General features: G+C 64.9%; 14 protein-coding genes. 7 read left to right on the plus strand and 7 right to left on the minus strand.

Going from position 1 to position 23,966, the window contains the following annotated elements; genetic code table 11:
• Positions 1-119 precede the first annotated feature (119 nt).
• Together yghU and AC59GX_RS03700 are read left to right on the plus strand one after the other, a co-directional pair.
• Positions 120-1,013, plus strand: coding sequence for a glutathione-dependent disulfide-bond oxidoreductase (gene yghU / locus AC59GX_RS03695; RefSeq protein WP_426280930.1), 894 nt, complete (start codon positions 120-122; stop codon positions 1,011-1,013).
• 1,048 nt (positions 1,014-2,061) lie between these two features.
• Entirely contained in the window at positions 2,062-2,406 is a 345-nt protein-coding gene (locus AC59GX_RS03700) for a winged helix-turn-helix domain-containing protein (RefSeq protein WP_497300839.1), read from the plus strand.
• A gap of 212 nt (positions 2,407-2,618) precedes the next feature.
• Here the strand turns inward: AC59GX_RS03700 and AC59GX_RS03705 are convergent, their stop codons facing one another.
• The 5 genes from AC59GX_RS03705 to AC59GX_RS03725 all read right to left on the minus strand — a co-directional run bounded on the left by AC59GX_RS03705 (position 2,619) and on the right by AC59GX_RS03725 (position 9,925).
• Positions 2,619-4,169 (minus strand): hypothetical protein, encoded by a 1,551-nt coding sequence (locus AC59GX_RS03705; RefSeq protein WP_497300841.1) that lies wholly within the window; start codon positions 4,167-4,169, stop codon positions 2,619-2,621.
• A 101-nt stretch (positions 4,170-4,270) separates the two neighbouring features.
• Positions 4,271-5,281, minus strand: coding sequence for a hypothetical protein (locus tag AC59GX_RS03710; protein ID WP_497300842.1), 1,011 nt, complete (start codon positions 5,279-5,281; stop codon positions 4,271-4,273).
• A 349-nt stretch (positions 5,282-5,630) separates the two neighbouring features.
• Entirely contained in the window at positions 5,631-6,533 is a 903-nt protein-coding gene (locus tag AC59GX_RS03715) for an HNH endonuclease family protein (protein WP_497300844.1), read from the minus strand.
• Complete coding sequence (locus AC59GX_RS03720) at positions 6,530-8,743, minus strand: AAA family ATPase (RefSeq protein WP_497300845.1); 2,214 nt, start codon at positions 8,741-8,743, stop codon at positions 6,530-6,532. The genes AC59GX_RS03715 and AC59GX_RS03720 overlap by 4 nt, the downstream gene beginning before the upstream one ends.
• Positions 8,744-8,902: 159 nt before the next feature.
• The gene (locus AC59GX_RS03725) at positions 8,903-9,925 is read right to left on the minus strand and encodes a helix-turn-helix transcriptional regulator (RefSeq protein ID WP_497300847.1); all 1,023 of its coding nucleotides are present in this window, start codon (positions 9,923-9,925) and stop codon (positions 8,903-8,905) included.
• A 31-nt stretch (positions 9,926-9,956) separates the two neighbouring features.
• Between AC59GX_RS03725 and AC59GX_RS03730 the strand changes: the two genes are divergently transcribed.
• From AC59GX_RS03730 to AC59GX_RS03750, 5 genes are all read left to right on the plus strand, one after another.
• Positions 9,957-13,292, plus strand: a complete 3,336-nt coding sequence (locus AC59GX_RS03730; RefSeq protein ID WP_497300849.1) for a TM0106 family RecB-like putative nuclease — start codon at positions 9,957-9,959, stop codon at positions 13,290-13,292.
• Between the two features lie 46 nt (positions 13,293-13,338).
• Positions 13,339-13,599, plus strand: a complete 261-nt coding sequence (locus AC59GX_RS03735; RefSeq protein ID WP_133032544.1) for a hypothetical protein — start codon at positions 13,339-13,341, stop codon at positions 13,597-13,599.
• Positions 13,600-13,950: 351 nt separating this feature from the next.
• Positions 13,951-15,714 carry a Rieske (2Fe-2S) protein gene (locus AC59GX_RS03740; RefSeq protein WP_497300850.1) on the plus strand — a complete coding sequence of 588 codons (1,764 nt, stop codon included), beginning with the start codon at positions 13,951-13,953 and terminating at the stop codon, positions 15,712-15,714.
• Positions 15,711-17,258 (plus strand): methylation-associated defense system protein MAD7 family protein, encoded by a 1,548-nt coding sequence (locus AC59GX_RS03745; RefSeq protein WP_497300851.1) that lies wholly within the window; start codon positions 15,711-15,713, stop codon positions 17,256-17,258. Before AC59GX_RS03740 ends, AC59GX_RS03745 begins: the two co-directional genes overlap by 4 nt.
• 164 nt (positions 17,259-17,422) lie before the next feature.
• Positions 17,423-22,687 (plus strand): FtsK/SpoIIIE domain-containing protein, encoded by a 5,265-nt coding sequence (locus AC59GX_RS03750; RefSeq protein ID WP_497300853.1) that lies wholly within the window; start codon positions 17,423-17,425, stop codon positions 22,685-22,687.
• A 14-nt stretch (positions 22,688-22,701) separates the two neighbouring features.
• Here the strand turns inward: AC59GX_RS03750 and AC59GX_RS03755 are convergent, their stop codons facing one another.
• Positions 22,702-22,986 (minus strand): LysR substrate-binding domain-containing protein, encoded by a 285-nt coding sequence (locus tag AC59GX_RS03755; RefSeq protein ID WP_497301328.1) that lies wholly within the window; start codon positions 22,984-22,986, stop codon positions 22,702-22,704.
• A 329-nt stretch (positions 22,987-23,315) separates the two neighbouring features.
• Positions 23,316-23,861 (minus strand): NAD(P)H-dependent oxidoreductase, encoded by a 546-nt coding sequence (locus AC59GX_RS03760; protein WP_497300855.1) that lies wholly within the window; start codon positions 23,859-23,861, stop codon positions 23,316-23,318.
• Positions 23,862-23,966: the final 105 nt, after the last annotated feature.

The raw sequence follows: 23,966 nt of genomic DNA on the forward strand, positions 1-23,966 counted from the left end.
TCCCTTGTTGCGTCAGCGGCGGAGCGCAAAGCAACTCGATAGGCGTACTCCGCACTTGCGTCATATTCCGCAACGGCTCACGGCGCCGACAAGGAATAACCCCCACGCGGAGAATCCTAATGACCGAGACCGCCGATTACACGCCGCCGAAGATCTGGACTTGGAACAAGGAGAGCGGGGGTCGGTTCGCCAGCATCAACCGGCCGATCGCCGGCGCCACGCACGACAAGGAGCTGCCGGTGGGTAAGCATCCGCTGCAGCTATATTCGCTGGCGACGCCCAACGGGGTGAAGGTGACGGTGATGCTCGAGGAGCTTCTCGCTGCTGGCCATACGGGTGCCGAATATGACGCCTGGCTCATCAAGATCATGGACGGTGACCAGTTCGGCAGCGGCTTCGTCGAGGCCAACCCGAACTCGAAAATTCCGGCACTCGTCGATCGCAGTGGTGAAAGCTTGATCCGGGTCTTCGAGTCCGGCTCGATCCTCGTCTATCTCGCCGAGAAATTCGGTGCGTTCCTGCCCACCGATGTCGCCAAGCGCGCGGAGGTGCTCTCGTGGCTGTTCTGGCAGATGGGGGCGGGGCCGATGCTCGGCGGCGGGTTCGGGCATTTCTACGCGTACGCGCCGGTAAAGATCGAATATGCGATCGACCGCTTCGCGATGGAGGTGAAGCGGCAGCTCGACGTTCTCGACCGGCGCTTGGGCGAGAGCGAGTATCTTGGCGGCGACGAGTATTCGATCGCCGACATGGCGGTGTGGCCTTGGTACGGTGCTCTGGTGAAGGGGCTGGTCTACGAGGCCGCGGAGTTCCTTCAGGTAAACGACTACAAGAACGTCATCCGCTGGACCGACCTGATCGCCGCACGGCCCGCAGTGGCGCGTGGGAGGATGGTCAACCGCGTAATGGGTGATCCTTCCAGTCAGCTACCCGAGCGCCATGACGCTGGCGATTTCGATGCGCGGACGCAGGACAAGCTCGACGCCGCAGCGGCTGACAACGCGGCGAGGTAACGCTTCCTCAGAGGCGCTGAGCGGTCGATACGAGGTCACCGCCTTTGAGACGCACTCAGCTCGACCCGAATCGATGCCTCCCCCGGCATCGATTCGGGTCGGCTTGCTTAGCCGTCTGCCGTGCCCTGAACGACGTGCCGCGCGGGTCAGACGTCGCCCTCGATCGCCGCGGCGGTGTAGCGTTCAATGATGGCGCGCAGGCGGCCGGTCTGGATTGTTGCAGCGGTGAGACGCAGGCCATCGATCGATCGGTTTCCCCACTCGACACAAAAACGTTTCGTTTGGAAATGCGCGTCGACAAGTATCGACGGGAAAGGGGAAAACCCTGATGCTCGCGCGGAGAATGAATGTCGCTGATCGCTTCCGTCACGAAGCGGAAGCTGGTGACCCCTACGAGAGGGGACATGATACCCAAGTAATGGCGGAAATCAGCCGTTTTCTGGTATCGCGCCGGATGGTCTCTGTACCCATCCTCTGTACACACCGGACGGCCTGTCCGTCCGATTTGCCGGTCCCTCCATAGGGTTCGCGAGAGCCAGGTCAACGACGGACCGGGCCGTCGCCTGACGCGCTCGGTCCCGCACCAGCGGTATCCGTGCCGTGACCGTCGCACCCCGGCCGACCGTCCCGTCCAGCAGCTGCAACCGGCCTTCCGCAATGGCCAAAGGCGACGGGGGCGCTCGCCTCTGCGCGATGTTGCCGGAGCCCCTTCCGTCTCGAGGCCTCCTCCGAAGCGCGCTGCGCCCGATCAACGCACTCCGCGCGGATGGCGGAGTCTCGACAATCCCGGAACCATGGCCGCGTTTGTGGCAGCTGGCCGTTCAGACGACGAGCGTCCTCTATGGACGCCTCCGGCAAGACTCTACACTGTGCAAACGTGAGGTTGCGAACCAATCGTGCGGGAGACGAACAGATCGCACCCAGCGCTTCAGATTGATCTCCACCGACAAGATTAGGCCGGCGCTCTTTACGTTAGAGCAAGTTTCGTACGAGATGATTTTTCCCGTCCGCCGTAGCTCCCTGTGCAGACCTATGTAAGGATCGTTGGATGGCCGGTTCCACACTTGAGACGGATGAACTCTCCATTCAGATCGCGATTCTCCAAGTGATGCGTGACGGCAAGATCTGGACAAACGGCGAACTGAAGAAGCATCTTGCGGGTGCTCTCCCCTGGACTCCGGCGGAACGTGCCGCATCCCCAACCCGTCCAAATGAGTACGTATGGGAGAACCGGATCAACAACGCGCTCGCGCCTGCTCGTTCGTCGTCGTTATACGCGAAGGGCCAGGTGGAGAACGCCGGTCGGGGCTGCCACCGCATAACGGCACGGGGCGCAGCGTTCGTGAGCGACGAGGACCCAACGATCGACGACCTCATGAAAGATTTCCGGTAGCCCGGCCTTCCGACGTTGAACGCGTCCACGGAAGGACGCAGACTGGCTGCACCACTGGCAGCTGTTTGCGTTCGGCGGTTTGGGACCGTTGTCGCCGCCCGACTTTAGTGACGAGACGCCTCGTGCTTCAACTGTAGGGCCCGCGGCGGCGAGGCTCGCCCAAAGTAGGCGCGGGTCCCGGGCGGAAAGATGCCGCACGACGTCGAGCGGGTTCAGCCGCCCGTGCATAGAGCGAGGAAGGCGTTGGAGAATACGGCTTCGCCACCCTCAGCCGTGTCGGTGAGGGTATAGGTGTGCACGACTATACCGGTTGCCGCGATCGCGTCGACCACCTGTGCGGCGGGCATCTTCGGCAGCAGCAGGACCTTCGCGTGCTGATCCAGCCCCGGGATCAGCTGGCTGTAGAGGTGAAGCTGCCCGACGCCGGTGTGCACGTCGGCCGCGGAGATGCTCGTCTTTATCTCGATGAGAAGCGGTTTGGAGTCCGGCCGCAGGATCTCGCCGTCGATCTGGAAGCCGAGGGGATGCTGGAGCTTCCGCATCGTAACGTTCATTTTGGCCAGGTGATCGTGCAGCGTCATCGAGACGAGGCCGTGACGCTTGATGACGAGGCGTTCGTCGAGGGCGGGGCGGGGGGTGATGACGTAGGTTCCACCGACCTCGTCCGGCGCGATCCGGACGACCCAGTCCGAATCCGAGTTCGAAAGCACGCTTTCGTCGTCCAAGTCTGCCGCTTGGCTCGCGGAGACGCGGGCCGCTCGCACGAGAGCGCACAGGTGGACGAAGCGGCCGGTGGATCGACGGATCTGGACCGGATCGGCATCGAGGTCGGCGACGATGACCCATTTGCGCGCCAGGCCCTCGTCGGGCACCTCGACGTCCACCGTGGTCAATCCGGTGACCTCAAGGAACTCCGTCTCGAGGATGTTCTTCGCGTTCGAGCCGAGGCGGGCCTGGTGGACGAGGTAGCGTCGGCCTGTCGAGTCCGTGGCGAAGTTCGATAGCGGGTTTTGGGATCCCGGCTTCAGTGGATCGGCGATGCCGACCGTCCATCCGGTTCCCTTGGGCAGTACGCCCATGGTGAGCGTCGTCCGCTCCTCCTCCACCTTCGGAGTTTTGAGCACGATCTCACCGTCCGGCACCCAGCGTGTCGATCCCCGCCGGACCACGCCATCCGTCATCGCCCGCCGCCAGTCAGCCGCGGCCGTCCGTGCGGTGTCGGGTTCCGTGATGAGGCGAAGCGGTCCTCCGAGGTCGAGCATCTGCACGAGTTCGTCATAAGTCGGCGAGAAGCCGCGTATGGCCTTCGCGCTCCACGAAACGAGATCCTCCCGGCTCATCGCCAGGCCCGTCGCGGCGTCCATCACTGCGGCGATCGGCGCTCCGTCGTTGGTTGGGCCCCGCACGGCTTCGAATTTAGTTTGCAGGACGCCGCCCCCGTTCACAGTGTCAATCTTCACGATGAATGCGCCAACGGCGTCGATGCCGACGGTGTAGGCGAGCACCTTCGGGGCGTCGGGACGCGGGTATATCTTCGCCCAGGTGTAGGGCGTGTAGTTGCCCCCCTGATTGATAGGCGCTCGCCGAGCCTTGACCCGCCCCATCGGGAAGTGTGCCGCCTGAAGATCGTCGGCCCAGTCCCGGGTTGCGTAGTGCGCGTCCTTGAGAACCGCGTAGACGTGACCCGACGGACCGTTCTCGGCCGGCCGTCCCCCGTGGTCGCGCAGCAAATCGAACTGTTCCCTGGTGAACCCGGAATCCATGCAACGCTCTCCTCTATTCAGATGTCTTTCGGTCTCGATGCCGTCTAACCGCGACGGCCCGCGTCGGCGGCATTGGCGGACGGCGAGCCTGCCCCCAACGCTCAGAGCAGCGAGATCTTGGGTTTGGCGCCTCGGCTGAGGTGGAAGCGGCGGACATCGATGTTCAGTGCGCCGATGCTCCGAACGAGATCGTCCGGCAGGTCGCCCTCGGGTATCACGAGGGTCTTCGAGACGTTTCCGCCGCCATCCGCCGAATGCGTCACGAGCTGGCCGATGGCCGTGTACAGCGACTGCCGGCTGATGCTGGTCTTGACCTCGAAGAGCTCGGTCATCGTCCCGCCGGCCCTGACGTACAGGTCGATGAGGGGGCTGTTGAGAACCTCCTCCCGTTTGGTCTTGCGACCTTCGCGCTCGTCGCGCAGCAGATCGACTACGTCGCCGTGGTACGAGATGTAGTCGATCTCGGCCCGTCGCGTCCCGCGCCGTCGACCGCGAGCCTCCTTGCGATAGGCGTCCCATTCGGCGACGCGCCGCCGCACGGCATCGGTGTCGAGCGCGCCGCTGTCGACCGCATCCTTGAAGTCTCGAACAATCTGAACGTAGCGCCATATACGAGACGTGATGTCGCCCGCGTCCACGCGGCCGAGCAGGATGCCTTCGCGGACATTCCCGTTGGAACGGCCGACCTCGATGAGTTCGTGGTCGGACCATGCAAGGAAGGCGCTTTGACCGACCCCGGGCTTGCCGCCGCCGATCCCGCCATCATGCATGAGGTAGACGATGCCCGTCGCGGGATCCCGTGCGAAGAAGCCTGCGACCGCTCCGGAATTCGTCAACGTCGGTATGTTGATCTCGACCGTGATGATCTGAGCGTGTCGCTTGTCGTCGAAGACGCCGAAGGCGTTCCAACGCCTGGGTATCTTGGCGTCTTCGGCGGATCCGAAAGCGCACCACAGAGAACCGGATCCGTTCGAATAGACGGTCTCATCGCGGTTTCCGCTCGGGAAGCCGATGTTGCGAACGCCTTGTGACTTTAGGCGTGCGGTCACCGATCGTTCGAGATCGCGCTGCGACCGGCGCTTATCGGCCGTTTCCTCCACCATCATCAGCACGTCTCGGTCTCCCAATATCTGTATGCTCGCGTCGGGTCGGGTGAAGCGGAATGGTTCGTGGTGGCTAGTAGCGTTCGGAGGCCTGTCACGAACCCCCGACCGGCACTGGCTTCGTACTCTGGACTGCAGCGTCCCGGTAAACCGGCGGGGCCTGTGCCGGAACTTCTACACCTCATCGAGATACGAGTACGAGCCTGAACGTCGATGATTGCGCACTTCGACATTCTGATACCCGCGCCCGATGCGGCCGATGTATCGGATGCAATGCCAGGTATTCTACTGCTCCTGGCGACACCTCGCTGAGACTGGTGCCGGACCGATCTGAAGTAAGTGTTTCAGCGACGCGGGTTCATAGCGCCGCCGCCACGGTTCCCCTGACCTCGTCAAGGAACGCTCTAGCCATGCCGGCGAAGTTGTTCTCTTTCTTCGCGAACTCGGCAAGCGACTTGAGCGACCTGATGGCGGAGGCTCGGTGAGCGTCGGCGACCTCGTCGTTCACGGCCCTTCCCATGCAATCGACCGCCTCGCGGACGTCGCTTGCCAGCGATCGCATGAGCAACACCGTCTTCGCACGGTCCTCCGTTAGGTGGCGACGATTGAAGCCGAGGACGTCCTTCGTCTTCTCCGCTCTGGCATCGCCGTTTTTGGCCTTCACAGTCGATAGTTCGCCCTCGAACTCCCAGTCGAAGAGGCCGGCGGGATCGATTTTCGTCGGGTCGATCAGAAGCGGCTTCTCGTCCGCTACCTTACCGTCGTAAGTTGTTACCCACTGACCGTCCGCTGTTGGAAAGGCGTTCTTCTTACCGGTCGTTTGCAGATCGTTGTCCAGTATAGCATCCTCGATCTCCTGCGTCGTAAGGCCCGATCTCATTATCAGCTGGCGGCGATGCTGGTTGCAATGCATGCAGCTCAGCAGGAGATTGTCCCACGACATCGCCAGCCACCAGTAGCCCGGATGCGTAACGCCGGCGTCGTCCGCGTCCTTGACGCCGCCCTTCGGTCGAAAGTGCTCTATGTCCGTCTGGCTTGAACCGCTGACGCCGCTTTCGCAGTAGGCGCACTTACCGTGGAAGAGGACGGTCAACGCCTCGCGGACGTCGTCCCCGGCATAAGCTCTGTAGTCCTTGGTCTCCGGAAGATTGCCTTCTGTGCTGAACGCATCGACGAAGCGAGCACGCTCCTTCGCGCCCGCGCTGTTCTCGTCATCCGGATCGAGCGACGCTGGAACCTTGGACCGTTCGACAAAGATCATGGACGTGACCTCGCAAAGCCGGCCTTGATGGAATCGATCTCTCCAAGCAGCGTCTCGACCATGTCCCGACGCGACTTCGCTCGTACCTTGGCAGGTGGCATGAACGGGTCGATATCGGCACGACGGAGAGCCTCGACGAATATCTGGTCTGCGAAGCTGTTGCCGACGGAGATCTCCCGCTGGAGCTGCTGGCCGAGCTCGGCCTTTTCCGCCGTCTCGTCATCATCAAGGTGATGACGCGATGCCAGGTTCTGATACCGGATCAGCCTGGAGTCCGTTTCCGGATCCGTAGACCCAAGTCCGAAGAATTCCGATGTCAGAAGCTGCTCGGCCCGCATGCCGGTAACGCTTGGAAGGTCTATGAGGCGTTCGATCGTGTCCTGGTCGCGAACGAGCACCTGCACCTCGCCGTCATCCATTCCGCGCAGGCACAGCGGATCGTGCGTCGTCGCAATGAACTGGACCTTCGGCAGCGCCGTCCGGAGCGCGGCCATGACGCGCATTTTCCAGCGAGGATGGAGATGCGTCTCGATCTCGTCGATGAGCACCACGCCTTCCGCCTCTGCAAGATCGGGCGCGGAACCGAGCATGGCGCGTATCACGTCGACAGCCGTAGCGGACAGCGAGCGGTAGCCTTCGCTATGCTGCTCGATGGAGATGCCGGTCTCCCCGACATGTTCGGACACCCCGTTGGCGTTAGCGCGAGTAGCCTTGCTGACGATTAGCACGCCCTGGGCGCGGTCCCGCCGGAAGTCGCTGTCGTCCGGGAGTCCGAGGATCTCGCGCAGTGCGCGAGCAACCTCGCGGAAAGCCTTCTCTTCGAGCTTTCCAAGCCAGAGGTCTGGATGGGGTAGTACCCAGAGCGGATCGAACAACCCTCGCATGCCGCCGCTCTTTGCGCGTTTCCGTCGCCCCTTGAGAAAAAAGCGTCGTGAACCGTAGGCCTGGACATTGGCGCTTGCCTCTTCATTTCCTTCGAAGCGGCTCCCGTCCACGGGGATGCGGAGCTCGGCGGTCCCGCCCTCGACGAAGAAGATCGTGACCCTCGCTGGTTCGCGGCCTTGGCCGGAGCCGGGCGGTGGACGGCGGACTAGTTCTCGGGGGGACACGGGAAACGTCGATGCCGTCTTGGTGCCGGCGAGCGTCAGCGCGATCGCCTCGAGTATTGAACTTTTACCGGTGGCGTTCTCGCCCAAGATCATCATGCACGTAGCGCCGCCCCTGTCCTTTCGATGTACCGGGAATTCAAGGTCAAGCGACTCGATCGCTTTGAAGTTACGGATTTCCACGCGACGCATTGGCGCCGAGAAGCCGCGCCAAGCTGGTATTTCGACGACGCCCGATGGGACGTTGACCTGTGGCTCGACATCGATCGTTCCAAGCGCCGAGAATGCCGTATTCACATGTCGCATGGAAGCATCCGCGTGCAGCATTCCGAGGCCGCCGCGTGTGTCGTCGAAGGGGAAGACGGGTAGGCCTTGCACCTTTGCGAGTTCGACGGCGTAGCGATACCGCAATATCAACAATGCGCCGTAGCATTCTTGATCGGCTTCGATGCTTAGCATCAGGGCGAGAACTTCGGTTGGGCTATTCGCGTCCAGCACCCCGGACGTGAACCGACGGAATTCATGCTCGCGCATCTTGATCAGCGACGGACGATTAAGTTCGAGGAGTTCGATTGTACCGGCTCCCCGATCGGTGCGGGGATGGCATCGGCCGTCGATCGTGAAGGCCAGATGCCATTCTGGACGATCATAGCCGGGGTCGATCAGAACCGGCGATTCTCGTGCGCGTACCTCGTCGAACTCGGCCAGCACCGGGGCGCGACTGCCTCGCAGCGGAAAGCGAGACGCCTTGCGGCGATTGCACGCGGCGCAGATCAGCAGCAGGTTCTCCCACTCGTAGGCGAGCCAGCTGTAGTGGTCGGGAGCGCTCTTACGGCCGCCCGATGCATTGGCGGGAGGGCGGTGGTGCTCCACGCTGACCTCCGACCGGTCCTCGCAATACGCGCACTTCCCGTGGAACAGATGTTCGAGCGACTTTCGAACTTCGGGCGAGCGGAAAAAGCGTTCTTGCAGGGGAGCGCGGCGGGTAGAACGTTCCTCATCACTACGATCGAGGAAGATTGCGATTTCGACGCGAGCCTTTGCGGCTTCGTCCGAACCGAGGATCAACGGCACCGGCGTCGAATTGTGCTGGACGCGTCTCATCCGAATCATCCTTGATCGAGTTTTACCGGTTGGTCGAACCGAGCCCGTTGGTTGCAGTGGCGGACCCGGTATCGTCTCCTCAAGCAGGCGTCGACAGGGTACGTCGGATCCAATCCGATCCGGATCCTTTTACCTTTCTCTTGGCGCTTGTTGCGCAGATCACGGTAAGGCCCCAAACGCCCGCCGGTGTCCGTGGACCAGCTCCCTCAGCGCAGCCGGTTGCAGCACCTCGACCGACGTGCCCCACGAGTAGAGGTGCCAGCACATTTCGAGGTGACCCGAGGCCCGGAAGCGCACGAGCAACGACCCGTCCGGCTCCTCGACCGCGGTCTGGGTGGGATGGAAGACGAAGCGCCGTGCGTGCGGAGCGGCTTCCGGTGAGAAGCGCCAGACGACGTCGCCGTGCTCTGCTTCGTTCTCGAAGGAGCCGAACCCCTTCTCGGCATGTGCCCGGATGTCGAAGCCCGGATCGATCTCGAAGCTGTCCGGCAGGACCTCGGCCCGCGTGATCTCCTCCACGCGGTAGTGTTGAAGCGGCGAGGACGCGGGCTTCGCCGTGTCGCGACCGACGAGGTAGCGCCGCGTTCCGAGCAACAGGCCGTGGGGCGCGACGATCCTGTCCCTGGGTTTCGGCTGGCTCCGGGTCTGGTAGGGGAACCGCAGCAGGAAGGGGCCCTTCAGCGCTTCGTAGATGGCGGCATCGACGCCGCCGTTCTGCGCCGGCCGTGGTCCTGGGCGGGCCGCGTGACCGAGCGCCTCGGCCAGCGCCTCCTCGTCGACGGCGAGCCGCGTTCCCGCCTCGGGAGGTATGAGGGCGCGCACCTTCTGCTTGAGGCCTCGCACGGCGGTCGCCTCCGTGGTCAGACCCGCGACGTCGAGCTCGTTGATCGCCGTGGTCAGCGCCGCGAGTTCCTCGGCCGAGGGTGTCAGGAGCGGCGCGATGGCACGCGCGGCGATTCGCCAGCGGCGCTTCCGGTCTTCGCCGTCGTCGGCCTGCGTCTGGGGGAAGGCCGCCTCGAGCGCCACGGTCATACGCTGCGCCGAGCGGTGCACGCAGCCGAACTCCTCGATGATCTCCTCGAGCGACACGCCGCTCCGTCGCGTCGCCATCATGGCCAGCTTGAGCAGTTCCTGGGCCTTGGCGAACGACATGGAGATACCCTGACAGCTTTTGTCACCCATGTGTGCTATAGCAGAGGAAAGGGGATTGCGCATGCGTATGATCAACGACGTCCTGAGGCTCTCCGCGTCCGACCTGATGCGGTTCAAGGGCTGTCGGCATGCGACGACGCTGGACCTGCGGCTCATGGAGATCGGGGATCTCCGGCCGCGCCGGGACGGCGCGGAGGCGGAGCTGCTGCAACGACAGGGCGACGAGCACGAACTCGCGTTCCTGGCGCGCCTGAAGGCCGAGGGACGCAGCGTCGTGGAGATTCCCAAGGACGGCATTCCGCTCGAGGAGTCGGTGCGGCTCACCCATGCGGCGATGGCCGAAGGGCCCGACGTGATCTTCCAGGGCGCGCTGCTCGAAGGGGCCTGGGGCGGCTACACCGACTTCCTCGAACGGGTCGAACGGCCCTCTGCATTGGGGGCCTGGTCGTACGAGGTCGCCGACACCAAGCTGAAGCGGAAGCCCGACCCCAAGCACGTCCTCCAGCTCTGTCTGTACAGCGACCTTCTCGCGACGGTGCAGGGCGTCGCGCCCGAGGCGGCGCATCTCGAACTGGGAAGCGGCGAACGGTTCACGGTCAGGTTGGCGGAGGTTTCCGCCTATGCGCGGTATGCGCGGCGCATGATGCACGAGTTCCTCGCGGCCCGTCCGGAGACCCGACCGGAACCGGTCTCGGCATGCACGCTGTGCCGTTGGAGCGAGGCCTGTGCCGAGCGCTGGGACCGGGAGAACAGTCTCTCGCTCGTCGCGGGCATAAGCCGGTCTCAGCGGCAGAAGCTGGAGGCCGCGGGCGTGGTGACGATGGGCGCCCTAGCGGTCCGCGAACAGCGGGTGCCCAAGATGGCAATCGAGACCCAGCGCAGGCTAGTGACCCAGGCACGGCTGCAGACCGCCCGACGGGCGGGATCACCACCCTCGTTCGAGCTTCGCGACGCCGAGCCGGGTAAGGGCTTCGGCATCCTGCCGGCCCCCGACGACGGTGACATCTTCTACGACATCGAGGGCGATCCCTATTATCCTGACGGCCTCGAGTATCTGCATGGCCTCTGGTACCGCGAGGCCGGCGAATGGGTCTTCCGGGCGTTCTGGGCGCATACGCGCGAGGAGGAGGGACGCGCCGTCGCCGATCTTCTGGCGTTCTTCGTGGAGCACATGAGCCGGCATCCGTCGGCCCGCATCTATCATTATGCCAACTATGAGATCGCCGCTCTCCGGCGGTTGACCGCCGAACATCGGACCGGCGAGGCGGCGATGGATCAGCTTCAGCGCGAGCGCCGCTTCGTCGACCTTTTCAAGGTCGTGGCGGGCGCGATGATCGCTTCGGAGAAGGGCTACTCCATCAAGGATCTGGAGGCCTTCTACATGGAGAAGCGCGCCGCGGACGTCGCGACGGCCGGTGCGAGCGTCGTCTTCTACGAGGAATGGCGTCAGACCGGTGACCAGAAGCTGCTCGACGACATATACGACTACAACCGCACCGACTGCGTCTCGACGCAGCTGCTGCGCGACTGGCTGATCCGCGATGCGAGGCCCGCGGCGATGCCCTGGCCGGTCCTCGGCGATGTCCCCGATGCCGGTGCGCTGTCCAACGTGGCCGCCGAGAACGAGGAAGTCGAGGTGCTGCGCGGCCGGCTCCAGCCCGTTCGCGAAAGGCTCGGCGACCGCGTCGCCGATCTGCTGCTGGACCTCGGGCAGTTCCACAAGCGCGAGGACAAGCCGACCTGGTGGGCGATCTTCGACCGGCTGGCCCAGGAGAGCGAGGAGCTTCTCGACGATCTGGAATGCATCCAGGGGCTGGAGGCCGTTGGCCCGCCCGTGCAGGTGACCCGGCAGTCGTTCGAACGGACGTACCGGTTCCCGCAGCAGGAGACGAAGCTCCGCGCCGGCAAGATGCCTTGCGTGAAACCTGCGGCGATGCCGGAGGACGTGAATCTGAGGTCGATCGACAACGACGCATGCACTCTAGTGCTGCGCCGCTCGACGGCGAAGGGGCCGTTGCCCGATCGTCTCGACCTCCTTCCGCCACGCCCGCTGCGCAACACGATCCTGAAGGACGCGGTGGCGGCCGTGACCGATGAGATCATCGCCGGCTCTGGACGGCTTCCGGCGGTGGAGCATCTCCTGTCCCGCTCGTCGCCGGTCTTCTTCGATGGCACGCGTCCGGACGGCATAATTGCCGCGGACGGGGATCTGCCGAGCGAGACGAGCCGCGCGATCGCCGCGATGGCGGGCACGACTCTGGCGATGCAGGGGCCGCCCGGGACGGGGAAGACGTATGTGAGCGCGCTCTCGATCGTCGACCTGGTGCGGGCGGGCAAGCGCGTCGCCGTATCCTCGAACAGCCACAAGGCCATCGGCAACCTCCTGAAGGCGGTGGCTGACCGCGCACGGACGGACGGGGTCAACTGCCGCGTGGTCCAGAAGGCGTCGGAGGACGGTGACGACGACGCCCACTCCGGGATCGTCTTCGTCAGCGACAACGACGCGCCCGAGATAGCGTCCGCCCATGTCGTCGGCGCCACCGCTTGGCACTTCGCGCGGTACGCCGCGCCTACCTTCGACTATCTGTTCGTCGACGAGGCGGGGCAGGTCTCGATCGCCAACATCCTGGCCATGGCGCGGTGCGCGAACAACATCGTCCTGGTGGGCGATCCGATGCAGCTGCCGCAACCGCTGCAGGGCAGCCACCCCGGTGACAGCGGCCGGTCGTGTCTGGAGTACCTGATAGATGGGCACCGCGTCGTGCCGCCCGATCGCGGCGTATTCATCCCGATCAGTCGACGCATGCATCCGACTGTGTGCGGGTTCATATCGAGCGCGGTGTACGAGGGGCGGCTCGGAAGCGACGAAGCGTCGGGCCTGCAGACGCTCATCTCATCGACCGGCGTCGATCTGGTCGGCGCCGGCATGCGCGCCGTCAGCCATCTCGGGCGCTCGCAGGTCAGCCCCGAGGAGATCGACGCGATCTCGTCCCGCATCGACGAACTCATCGGCGCGACGTACCGCGACCGCCACGGCCGCGAGCGCGTCGTCGGCCACGGGGACATCATGGTCGTGGCCCCGTACAACGCCCAGGTGAACGCGCTGCGCGCTCACCTCCCGCCCGCGATCCGCGTCGGCACCGTCGATCGCTTCCAGGGTCAGGAGGCACCGATCTGCCTCGTCTCCATGACGACCTCGAGCGGGGAAGAGCTTCCGCGTGACATCGCGTTCCTCTTCTCTCTCAACCGCATCAACGTGGCCGTGTCGCGGGCGCAGGCGGCGGCGATGGTGTTCGCGAGTCCGCTCTTGCTGGAGACGCCGTGCCGCACGGTCGAGGAGATGTCGCTCGTCAACGCGCTCTGCATGCTGCGTGAATATGGGGGTGACCGGTTCTGACACGCACGCGTGCGATTGTCGAAGCTCGGATAGCAGGAGAAGCGAAATGGCATTCTGGGATATCGGGTTCCGTCACATCGTCGACGTCGACGGGCAGCTGCTGGCGATCGATGCGGAGGTCATCGATACGGCATCCCTCCTCGCGAAGGCGGGCCGGCCGGTCGATCGTACGCTCTGGCTCGTTCGCGCGGGCGAGCGCTTTCTCGTGAAGCCTCGGCAGCTCGTGCGCCTGTCGCAGGACGAGGTCTTGTTCTTCGAGACCGAGGAAATGGTCCAAACTCGATCTTTTCTGCGCTTGGCGGCCTGAGAAGCAGACGTCTTCAAGAGGGGGGGACAGCGCTTGGGGCGCCCAACAGGTTGAGGACCGTCCCGTCCCCCCTCTCAGTGAAGCTGGCGATGATGATGCCGTTCGAGCTGAAACCCTCGGGCGTAGTCGTCAGTGGGTTTGAACACGATTGGGAAGACGCGCACCGCGCATTGAGCTCGGTTCAGCGGAATATGGGGCTCAGCGAGTCATTGTTGGTTTACGTTGCCTACCTAGGATGATCCCTTACAAGTGCGGGTAGGCACAAGGGGGAACGGTTTGTCGGCACATTCTTCAACGTCGGCATGGGTACGTTTTCTACGCAACTACGGCCCCATTCCCACCAACGACAACATGTACGACGAGTCCATCCAGCGTGCGTTGAAGCGTCACAAGATCGCCCCGATAACGCTGCCGGCGCCACTGGTTGGTAGGCTGGTCGCGAACTTCGAAGGCGAGAATGCGATCTCGCACATCATCACCGGCACTGCGGGCGACGGTAAGACGTACCATTGCCGGGAAGTCTGGACCGCGCTCGGCGGCGACGCGGGTGTATGGAATGCGGGCGACAAGGTGCAGACGCTCAAGGTCGGCGCCCGGACGCTCGTCATCGTCAAGGACCTGAGCGAACTTCGCGAGGACGAGAGCGCCGAGATCATCGTCGCCTTCGCCCGCGACGTCGCCGATCCCGCGGCCTCCACGACCTACCTTCTAGCCGCCAATCACGGGCAGCTCCTGGAGAAGCTCAAGTCCGCGCCGCCGAGCCCCGAGGTCGAGCGCGTCACCGCAGTCGTCGAGGAACTGCTGGTGACTGGCAGGAACCCCGATGGCGGCATCTCCGTCGGGCTGGACGATCTCAGCCGATCGCCGGCCGCGGAGATGGCGATGCAGATCATCGAGGAGGTCACCTCCCACAATGGCTGGGAGGGATGTGGAAGCTGCGCCGCCAATTCGGGCGATGGCATCTGTCCGATCTTCGAGAACCGCCGGCGTCTGACGGGGGAGGGGCCCGACGACCCCTTCAGGCGGCGCATCACCGCTCTCATCGAGCTGAGCGAGCGGAACGGCAACCACTTCCCCGTCCGGCAGCTGCTCGCACTGGTCGCCAACAGCATCCTGGGGCACCCCGACGCTCGTGACGGCCTGATGAGCTGCGCCGAGGTGCCGGCGATCGTCCAGAGCGGAAAGGCGGACCGCGCGAGCATCTACCGCAACATCTTCGGCGAGAACCTTCGGCCGAGCAAGGCGGAGAAGACCGAGCTCTTCCGCAAGCTGAACATGTTCGGCATCGGGGCCGAGACCAGCAACCGAGTCGACAATCTGCTCGTCTACGGAGCCGACGACCCGGCCTATGCGGACGACTATGCGCGGCTGGTGCTCGCCGATCCGATCTACGGTGCGACCCCCTCGTATGTCGGCGCCCAGCGGGTCTATCTCGAGGGCGCGGAGGGTACGGACCGGCGGGCGTTCCTCGGCGCCCTCCGCGCGCAGCGGCAGCGTCTGTTCTTCACCATGCCCGACGAACTGGCCTCCACGTACGATCTCTGGGACCTGACCGTCTTCCGGTATGCTGGTCTCTACCTCGACGTGGCGGCCAAGGTCGCGGACAAGCAGCCTGTGCCGCGACAGGCCGTGTCCATGGTCGTGCGCGGACTGAACCGCATCTTCACGGGCATGCTGGCGCAGAACCAGGACGAGCTGGTTCTCGCGACGTCGGGCAGCTACTCGCAATCCAAGCGCAGCCCGCTTCTCGACGAGCTGATCTCGGTCCCTCGGCAGGGCGGCGAGGAGGTGTCGATCATAACGGATGGCGCGGGCGGCTTCTGCGTGTCGGTCAAACTCGTGCGTGGAGCCGAGATCCCTCCCGTGACCCTGTCGCTTTCGCCCACCCGGTTCGAGTTCCTCGGCCGCGTCGCGGAAGGCGCGCTGCCGAGCAGCTTCTCGCTCGAGTGTCACGAGGACCTCCTCGCCTTCAAGGCGCGGCTGCTCCGGGAGACGGAAAACCGGCGCAGGCTGGATGGTGACGACGAGATCAATGAGGGAGAGCTGATGCTCCGGTTCATCGACCTGGCCGGTGACGGTCGAGCGGTCGCTCGTCGCGTCGTGGTGCGGATATGACGATCGAGATACTGCCGCGCCCGACGAGCTTCGACGATCGGAGCGGGCCTGACTTCTGGATCGACGAGGCGATCTGGGGGCATCGTCTGTACGACGAGCAGACCCCGTGGTTGACCTTCCTGGAGTTCATGACCGTGCTGCTCGCGGAGCACCGGGAGGGGCGCGCGCTTCGCGAGGATGCGCTCAACAGCCTGTCCTACCGTCCGCAGCTGCAGCTTCGCCTGCGCAACCTCGTGTTCAACAACCCGCACATCATGACGGTGCTGGCGGAGGATCGTGCGGATGACGCGTCCTGGACGAGCTGGCTCGAAAAGATCACGGAGACGGCGGGTGGTCTCGACAAGCCGGATTTCACCTATCTCCGCGATCGCTTCGAGAGCTTCCAGGACTTCGCGGCCGTCATAGGTTTCCTCCAGGGGTCGGCGATCGAAGGGACCAGCAACAAGCGCTGGAGTTCGAAGTTCGTCTTTCCGTTCGGTCCGAACGCCCTCTACGAGGATGCGAACGTCAATCCGCGCGGCGGGGTGTCGAACGACCGCCGCTTCTTCGCCCGCACCGGCGAGCTCCTCTACCTGATGCTGTGCCGGAGCCGCGATGCGGATGCTCTTCGCGGCCTTCTCGTCAGCCGGTTCCTCGAGAACGCGGCACCCTACGATCGCATGGCCCGCGCCATCCAGGGAGAGCCGCAGCTGGCTAAGTCGGAGCGCGCGGGCGCGTTTCTGCCATGTGCGTCCCACCCGCTGTTCGACCGTCTGGCCGAGGACTGGCTCGCGATCCTCAGCCTGCCGATCCCCGCATATGACGCCATACCGCATCTGGTGACGATGACGGGGCTGAACATGATGCTCTACCAGCTCGAACGCGCCCGTGATGTGCTGGATCAGGATCCGGTGCGGCTGGTCTGCGAGATCGTCTCGCCGAGGAAGTCGGTGGTGCGCGACCTCTCGGCGGATTCGTACCAGCGGAACAACGGACTGCCGCAGCAAGCGGTCGACCGCTTCGTCCGGCAAGTCGCCGAGACCGAGGAGTGGAAGGCCGCAACCGCATCCGACGATCCAGTCCTGAACGCCGGCGACATTCTGCGAAAGGCCTTCGGATGGCCGGATGCGGATGACGACGACATCGCCCCCGACCCGGCCGCGCTAATCGAACAGCTCGCGGCGCGCGCGCTCAGTCGGCACAAGCAGCACATCGGAAAGATCCACATGACGTGGTCGCGTGCGATCGGGCTTTCCTCACGTCGGTCGAGCCGCCGGGTCCGCTACGCCCCGACCGATCGTCTGCTGAAGACGCTCGTCGTGTGCTCGGTCTCGAAGCGTCTCGAGTTCCGGGACTTCCTCGCACTGCTCCATGATCGCTACGGCATCGTGATAGGCGATGCGCAGGCCCGCGATTTCGTGGCGAGCGGTGACGCCGATCAGGAGGACTTCTCGGACAACGCCCGTCGGCTCGAGGAGCGGCTGGCGAGCCTGGGCCTGTTGAAGCGGCTGTCGGACTCCTGCGCCTATGTCGAAAATCCCTTTCAGCGAGCCCAAGCCGCGTGACACCATCTGATCTCATTGGCGCCGCCGGCGCCGCATCCATCCGCCAGCGACTTTCGGCCATCGGTGATGGCGAAGGTGTGGCGCGCTACCTCCTCGACCGACTGACGGGCGAACAGGTGGCTGCGATTACGAGCGCGCTGCTCGTCGATCCGCAGACCGACGCGTTGCTCAAGATCCAGTTGCCGCGAACGCTGATCGGCGGGTTCGATCTGCCCGACCACGTCGTCACGGACGAGAGGACCGTCGCGATCCGGCATGCCGAATGTGACCGGCCTGCGCTTCTCCTGGCCAACACCGACGACGATCAGGGTGCCTCCCTCGGCGACGTGACTCTGATCGGCGCGAAGCAGTTGACCGAGGACTCCGAACCCTGGGTCGGAGCGGCGGCGGCCGGGTTGGGACTTCCGGACAACCAGCTCTCGGCGTGGAGGGCCGCGCTCAAGGGTCTAAACGCCGCCGACGACTGGACCCTTCATCAGATCTCCAACTACGTGGCGCTCACGCGCGAGCGCATCGCGGAAGAGTCGACGACGGTCTCCGACGCGTTGGGCTGGGCTCTGCCCGCGCTCCACCTCCCGCGCGACAGCGGCTACTTCCTCGGCATCCGGGACAAGGATCTCGATAAGTCGCGGAGCTGGAGCCGGCTGTTCGAAAAGCTGGTGTCGGACCGGCGCCCGCTGCTGGCCAAGCAGCGCCCCAACCGCCAGATCATCGAGAGCGACGATCTGCGCAGCCAGTTCGAGAGCGTCAGGGAGGACATCCCGACGGAGGTCCATCCGGCGATCGAGGCCTTCATCGCCGCGACGCCCGGCTGGAACGCCGCAGCCGACGCGCTCGCGCAGTTCGAATGGGAGGGGCAGAGCGTCCTTCAGCTCTTCTCCGGCATCAAGCTGAAGAAGACCACGCTGCCGCAGGAGACGCTGTCCTTCTTCGAGTTCACCTTGCCCGATCGGCTCAGTCCGAAGGACGTCGACTACCTCGAGGCCCTGAAGTCGAGGTCGCTGAAGGAGACGAGGGATGATGATCGGGAATTCTTTGAAACCCACCGCGACGACCTGAGCCAGGACAAGGCGCTCCGCGTGAAGTGGGAGCGCTTCATCTTCGGCCGGCCGATCGAGTGCAACGACTTCCTGGAAGGGATACTGCGCGCGCTCGAACGCCTGTTCGGACAGATCAACTTCGCGAGCAAGCGCACGCTGACGATCCGTGCCGCTCGGCGCAGTCGGTCCCAGGTCCTGGACATCAACGCCGACGTCGGCCTGGCGTTCGGGCTCCGTTATCGTGGCCTGCCGGCGCTCATGGGCACGGCCGTCGAGTGGGATGTGCCCTACCTGTTCGAGTATGAGGAGCTGCTCGACAGGGCCAAGAAGCGGAAGAAGTATCGGCGGAACGAGTCGAGCTCGCGGGCCGCGCTCCAGATCAAGTTCGACGTGGTGCTGACCTCGGGGTCCGAGCGTGCGACGGTCCAGCTGATCTGGATCGCGCAGCCGAACGCCATCGGGTTTGAACTGCCGAAGGACCTCGCGCGCCTGCTGAAGCGGCCAATGACCAGGAGCAGCGTCGCCCGGTTGCCGGTCAGCCGCAAGGGTGCTTTGCAGTCGGTTTCGCTCGCCGACGTCGGAACGCTGCAGCCCGCCTTCGGGCAGGACGCGGGTTCCCTGGTGCCGCGCACGGCGAGCGGCGAGGACGTCGCCAAGGCGTTCTCCAAGGCACTGAAGGCCGCGGCGCAGAGCGGTCGCATCGACCCGGCCGGGGTTTCGGCGATCGGTTCGGCCTGGACGGCGTTCGAGACCGCGTACGTCGGTGCCATCGGCGCGCTCCAGGTGTCGGGCTACGCATCGGCTGGCCTCATCGAGCAGGCCGCGACCTACGGGACGTTGCTGAACGCGCTTTCCGCGCACGCACCCGGCGATCTCAACCGCCGGGACCTGTGGGAGCCGGTGCTGAGCCTCGGCGTCGTCCCCGTGGCCGGTAGCGCACCCTCGGCGATCGTGGCGCCGTGGCATCCGCTTCGGCTCGCGGCATCCGCGGTCAAGATGCGGTCGGTCGCCGGCCTCGCCGAATACCTGCTTTCCGACGTCGAAGTGAATTTCGGCGACTCCCGCCTGTTCTTCTCCGATCTCCGTGACGAGCTCGCGCATCCGCTCTACCCCGAGATCGCGGTGGGATACGACGGCAGCGAGGCCGTGCTCCTTTCCGACACCGGGACGGTGAACGACTACAGCCTGCTCGAACGCCCGGTGCGCGATCCGTCCGAGGCGACGACCGACGTCGACCCGGCCGAGGCGGCCAAGCAGATACGGGCGCTGCTCGAACGCTATCTTGATCTGCAACCGCACGAGAGGTCGAACCTCAGCATCATGCTGTTCAACTGCGACGCGGCCGGCCTGCCGCTCGCGACGGTGAACGGTCTGAGTTCGGTGCAGGACCAGGAGGAGGTGCACTGCAACGTCCTGGTGCGTCATCGCGATCGGACCCGGCTCTCCCGCGTCTATGGCGAGTTGCTCGACCGTTCGGAAGGCGATCCGGATGCGGTGGTCGTTAGCGAGACCTCGCGAAACTTCATGTCCAAGCTCCGCATCGGCGTGATGCTCGACAGCGGTACCGTGCGTCCGGGGAACGCCACCCGCGAGATCGACGTCGCATTCCTTCACGATGTCGTGTCGCGCCAGGCGCGCGAGCAGTGGTTCCCGGTCCCGGCGGCAGGTTCGAATCCCGGTCTGCTCGAGCATGTGCCGGCGCGCTGGTCCTATCGTCGGGTGACGGCCGAGGACGAGCTGAAGGCGACGGTCTACCTCACGTGCCCGAGGCAGCCGGACGCCGGCTGGGCCTATGTCGACGCCGTCGCGAACGTGATCCGCCGGCAATCGCACGGCGCGGGCGAACACTACCTCCCGGCGCGGCAGATCTCCTTTCAAGACTCGGGCCTCAAGGCGATGTTCGACGAGGTGCATGAGATGGCCGAATGGGTCGCGACCTACGACGACCTCCTCGACAAGCGGCAGCTCGCGGCGCAGGGCATCAGCGTCATACGGTACCGGCGGCAACGGACGCACGGGCGCAACATCGTCGTGTCCTCCACCTCCGAACTCCGCATCCTCAACGTGCTCGTTCGCAGACGGCTGACCGAACTCTCGCTGGGTCTCGATGACGAGCGCGTCTCAGCGCTCGCGCGCCGGATGATCGAGGACGCGAATTCGATCTCCGGCGACATCGTGCTGCGCGCCGCCAAGCGCGGCGTGTCGGCCGGCGAGCTGATCGGGCTGGTGCTGAGCCGCGCGCTCGTCGCGGAGGAGCTGCGCCCTCAGGCCGCGGTCGCCTGGTTCCTTCTCGATGACTACGCCGAGTGGCTCGGCCAGCGCGAGGAGGGCATCGCCGACATCCTCGCGCTGTGCCTGGTCGAGGGTGAGGATGGAGCACCCCGCCTGCGCGCGATCGTCACCGAGGCGAAGTATGTCGATCAGTCCGGATCGGCGGAGGCCAGCCGCAAGTCGCAGCAGCAACTGCGGCAGACGGTCGCACGCATCGACGACGCGCTTTTCGGTGATCCAGGGCGGCTCGATCGCGACCTGTGGCTGTCGAGGATCGCGGACCTTCTCCTGGACGGGACCGCGGCTCTCGGCCAGGCCTCGTTGCTGGAACAGGTCCGTGACGGAATCCGTCGCGGCGCCGTTCCGATCGATCTGCGTGGCTACTCCCACATCTTCATCTCCGGGCCCGCGGCCGACGGCAGCAGTCTGGGTGAGCAGGATCCGGTTCCGGGCGTGACCGACGGCCTTCAGGAGACCTTCACGCGTGAAGGTCTCCGCCAGTTGATCAAGGCGTATGAGGCAGGCAAGCCGTTGCAGCCGATCAGATCCGGCTTGGGGGAGACCGACAGCTGGGAGCGCCCGTCCTATCGCGATCCGGCGCCCCGGGTGGATTGGACGAAGGCGATCACGCTCGAACCGGAGCGCGAAGTGCCCGTTACTCCCGTCGTGCACGACTATGACGAGGACGAGGACGAAGAAGGTGCCCCGTCGCCGGCCGTTGGCGGCCCGACGGCGGCCGAACCGTCATCCGCGGTCGTCGTCGGAGGTGGGGCCAGCATCCCGCCGACTGAGGGTCACGTTGATCCGGACGTCGCGCAGGTGCCACCGGCCACGGACGGTGACGGTGTTCCCGTCGGACAGGGGGAAGCCGTCGAGATGACGGTCAGCCACTCGCCGACTTCTACGACGACGGCCGGAGCGGCCTCGACGCTCGCCATCGGACCTCTGATCGAGGCGCGTGCGCAGGAGGCTCATCAGGACTCGGCGGATGAGCAGGCCTGGCTCGAGGCGACGGCGCAGAAGCTGCGCTCGGCATTGATGGGATATAGCCTGCAGGCCAAGGTCCTGGGGACGCGGCTGACTCCCAACGCGGCGCTCATCCGCTTCATGGGCAGCGACCGGCTGAGTGTGCAGGACATCGAAGGCAGGCAGTCGGCGCTGCTGACGACTCACGGAATGCGGGTGATCTCGATATCTCCCCTTCCGGGCGAGATCGTCGTCGGCGTGGCCCGACCGCAGCGACAGGTGGTGTCGCTGTGGGATGTCTGGGGCCGGAGGGCGCTGAACCGGAATGCGGCCGGCGTGAACATGTCGTTCGTCCTCGGGCTGAAGGAGCTTGACGGCGAGATCCTCTATCTCAATCTCGGCGGTCCCTTCGCGGGCGGGCAGGGGCATGAGCCCCACACGCTCGTGGCGGGTGCGACGGGATCGGGGAAGTCGGTGCTGATCCAGGCGCTGCTGCTGGACATCGCCGCCACGAACACCAGCGATCTCGCCCACATCTATCTGATCGATCCGAAGATGGGTGTTGATTACGCGGCGGTCGAGCGGTTGCCCCATCTGCAGGGCGGCGTCATAGTGGATCAGACCCGGGCGGTCGAGGTGATGGAGCTGCTCGTCGCCGAGATGGAGCGTCGATACGAGCTGTTCCGGACCAATGGCGCCCGCGACATCCGCGCCTTCAACACCAAGGTCGGTCCGGCCGAGCGGCTCCGGTACGTCTTTCTCGTCCACGACGAGTTCGCGGAGTGGATGCTGACCGAGGAGTACAAGACGGCGGTCACGGCGAACGTGTCGCGTCTGGGCGTGAAGGCCCGCGCCGCCGGCATGCACCTGATCTTCGCGGCGCAGCGCCCGGACGCCAACGTCATGCCGATGCAGTTGCGGGATAATCTCGGCAACCGACTGATCCTGAAGGTGGCCAGCGTCGGCACGTCGGAGATCGCGCTGGGCGTGAAGGGGGCCGAGCAGCTGCTCGGCCTGGGCCATCTGGCGGCGCGCCTCAGCGGTGAACCCTCGATCATCTACGCGCAGGCTCCGTACCTCGACGACGACGACATCGATCTCGCAGTTGATGCGATCTGTGCCGCCGATGGCGTCGCAGTGCGATCGGGGTGATCCGGGGCGCGGTATCAGTTGGTCGGGGGAAGGTTGACGTCCGCCTCCCGGTTCTGCTCTCGGATGAGGTCGATGAACGCGCGGAGGCCGGCCGGTATGTGGCGACGTCCCGGATAGTAGAGGCACAGGCCGGGGTAGGGTGGGCTCCAGTCCTCGAGCACCGGGATGAGTTCACCGGCGGCGATATGGGTTCGAGCCGACCATTCGCTGACGTAGCAGAGGCCAGCGCCTTCGAGGGCGGCCTGCAGAATCAGGCTTATCTCGTCGAGCGTGAGCGAGCCTGGAACGTCGATGTCCAGTGCCTCAACGCGACGCTCGAACTCCCAACGCTATTCGGAACCGGTGGCCATCCGGGCACGGACGCAGCGGTGACACAGCAGATCGACCGGGACTTGCGGCCGTACCTGGCCGCGAAGTACGCGAGGGAGCCGAACACTACCATTTTGATCTCACCACCAATCGGGACCGCGATCATGTGCTGCGGCACAGCCCTGATGATGCGGATGCCGGCGTCGAAGCCCTGCTGGCTCTGTCCAAGAGGCGCCCTTCCGTTACGAATACGAGGTTAATCACGGGATATCAACGTCGGTATTCCAGCGAGAGCGGCGTCTCGACCACCTGCGACAACTTACGTCTCCCTGTGGCCGTTCTCGGCGGCCCCCTTCCGTGACCGGTCTTGTGCCCAGCGGATCGTGCTGATGAACATGTCCATCTGCTCCCTCATCCTGTGCTCGCCGGCTTGATGAAAGGCAGTTTCTTGCTCGTGCGTCCCGGCTTCAGGGGACTTGATGAATTCCGGCATTACTAGGACGCCGAGTTCGGTCAGCTTCGCGGTCAGAACCGCGACGTTCCGCTTTGCCGGCTCGGTTGCGACGATCCCCGATATCAGCGACGCGCACTTGCCGGAGTAGGCTTGCGCCGCTCCCGTGCCGAATTGGGGACAGACGCTCCATGCGATTGCATTCAGAAGAAGTGAAAGCGACGGTTCGTTTTCGTGGGGGAGCCCGATCAGGAAGCCATCGTGCGCGCACACGAGTTGGCGGAACGCATAGGCCCCTTGGGGGAGGCCGGCGTCGTCGTGGTTTGTATATGACGGCAGATCGAGATCCCGCAGATCGAGGAGCGTGACGTCGGCACCGAGCGCGACGACGCAATCGACGGCGAGATCGATCATTCTCTGGCGTGCAGGGGCCTGCCCGGAGCAGCCGGCCATGGCCAGTATGCCCGGGAGTATTGTCGGGTCCGAAAGGCCATCAAACGTTCCATCGCCACTGTGCGC

The sequence above is a fragment of the Sphingomonas sp. 320_CC genome (assembly GCF_059691795.1).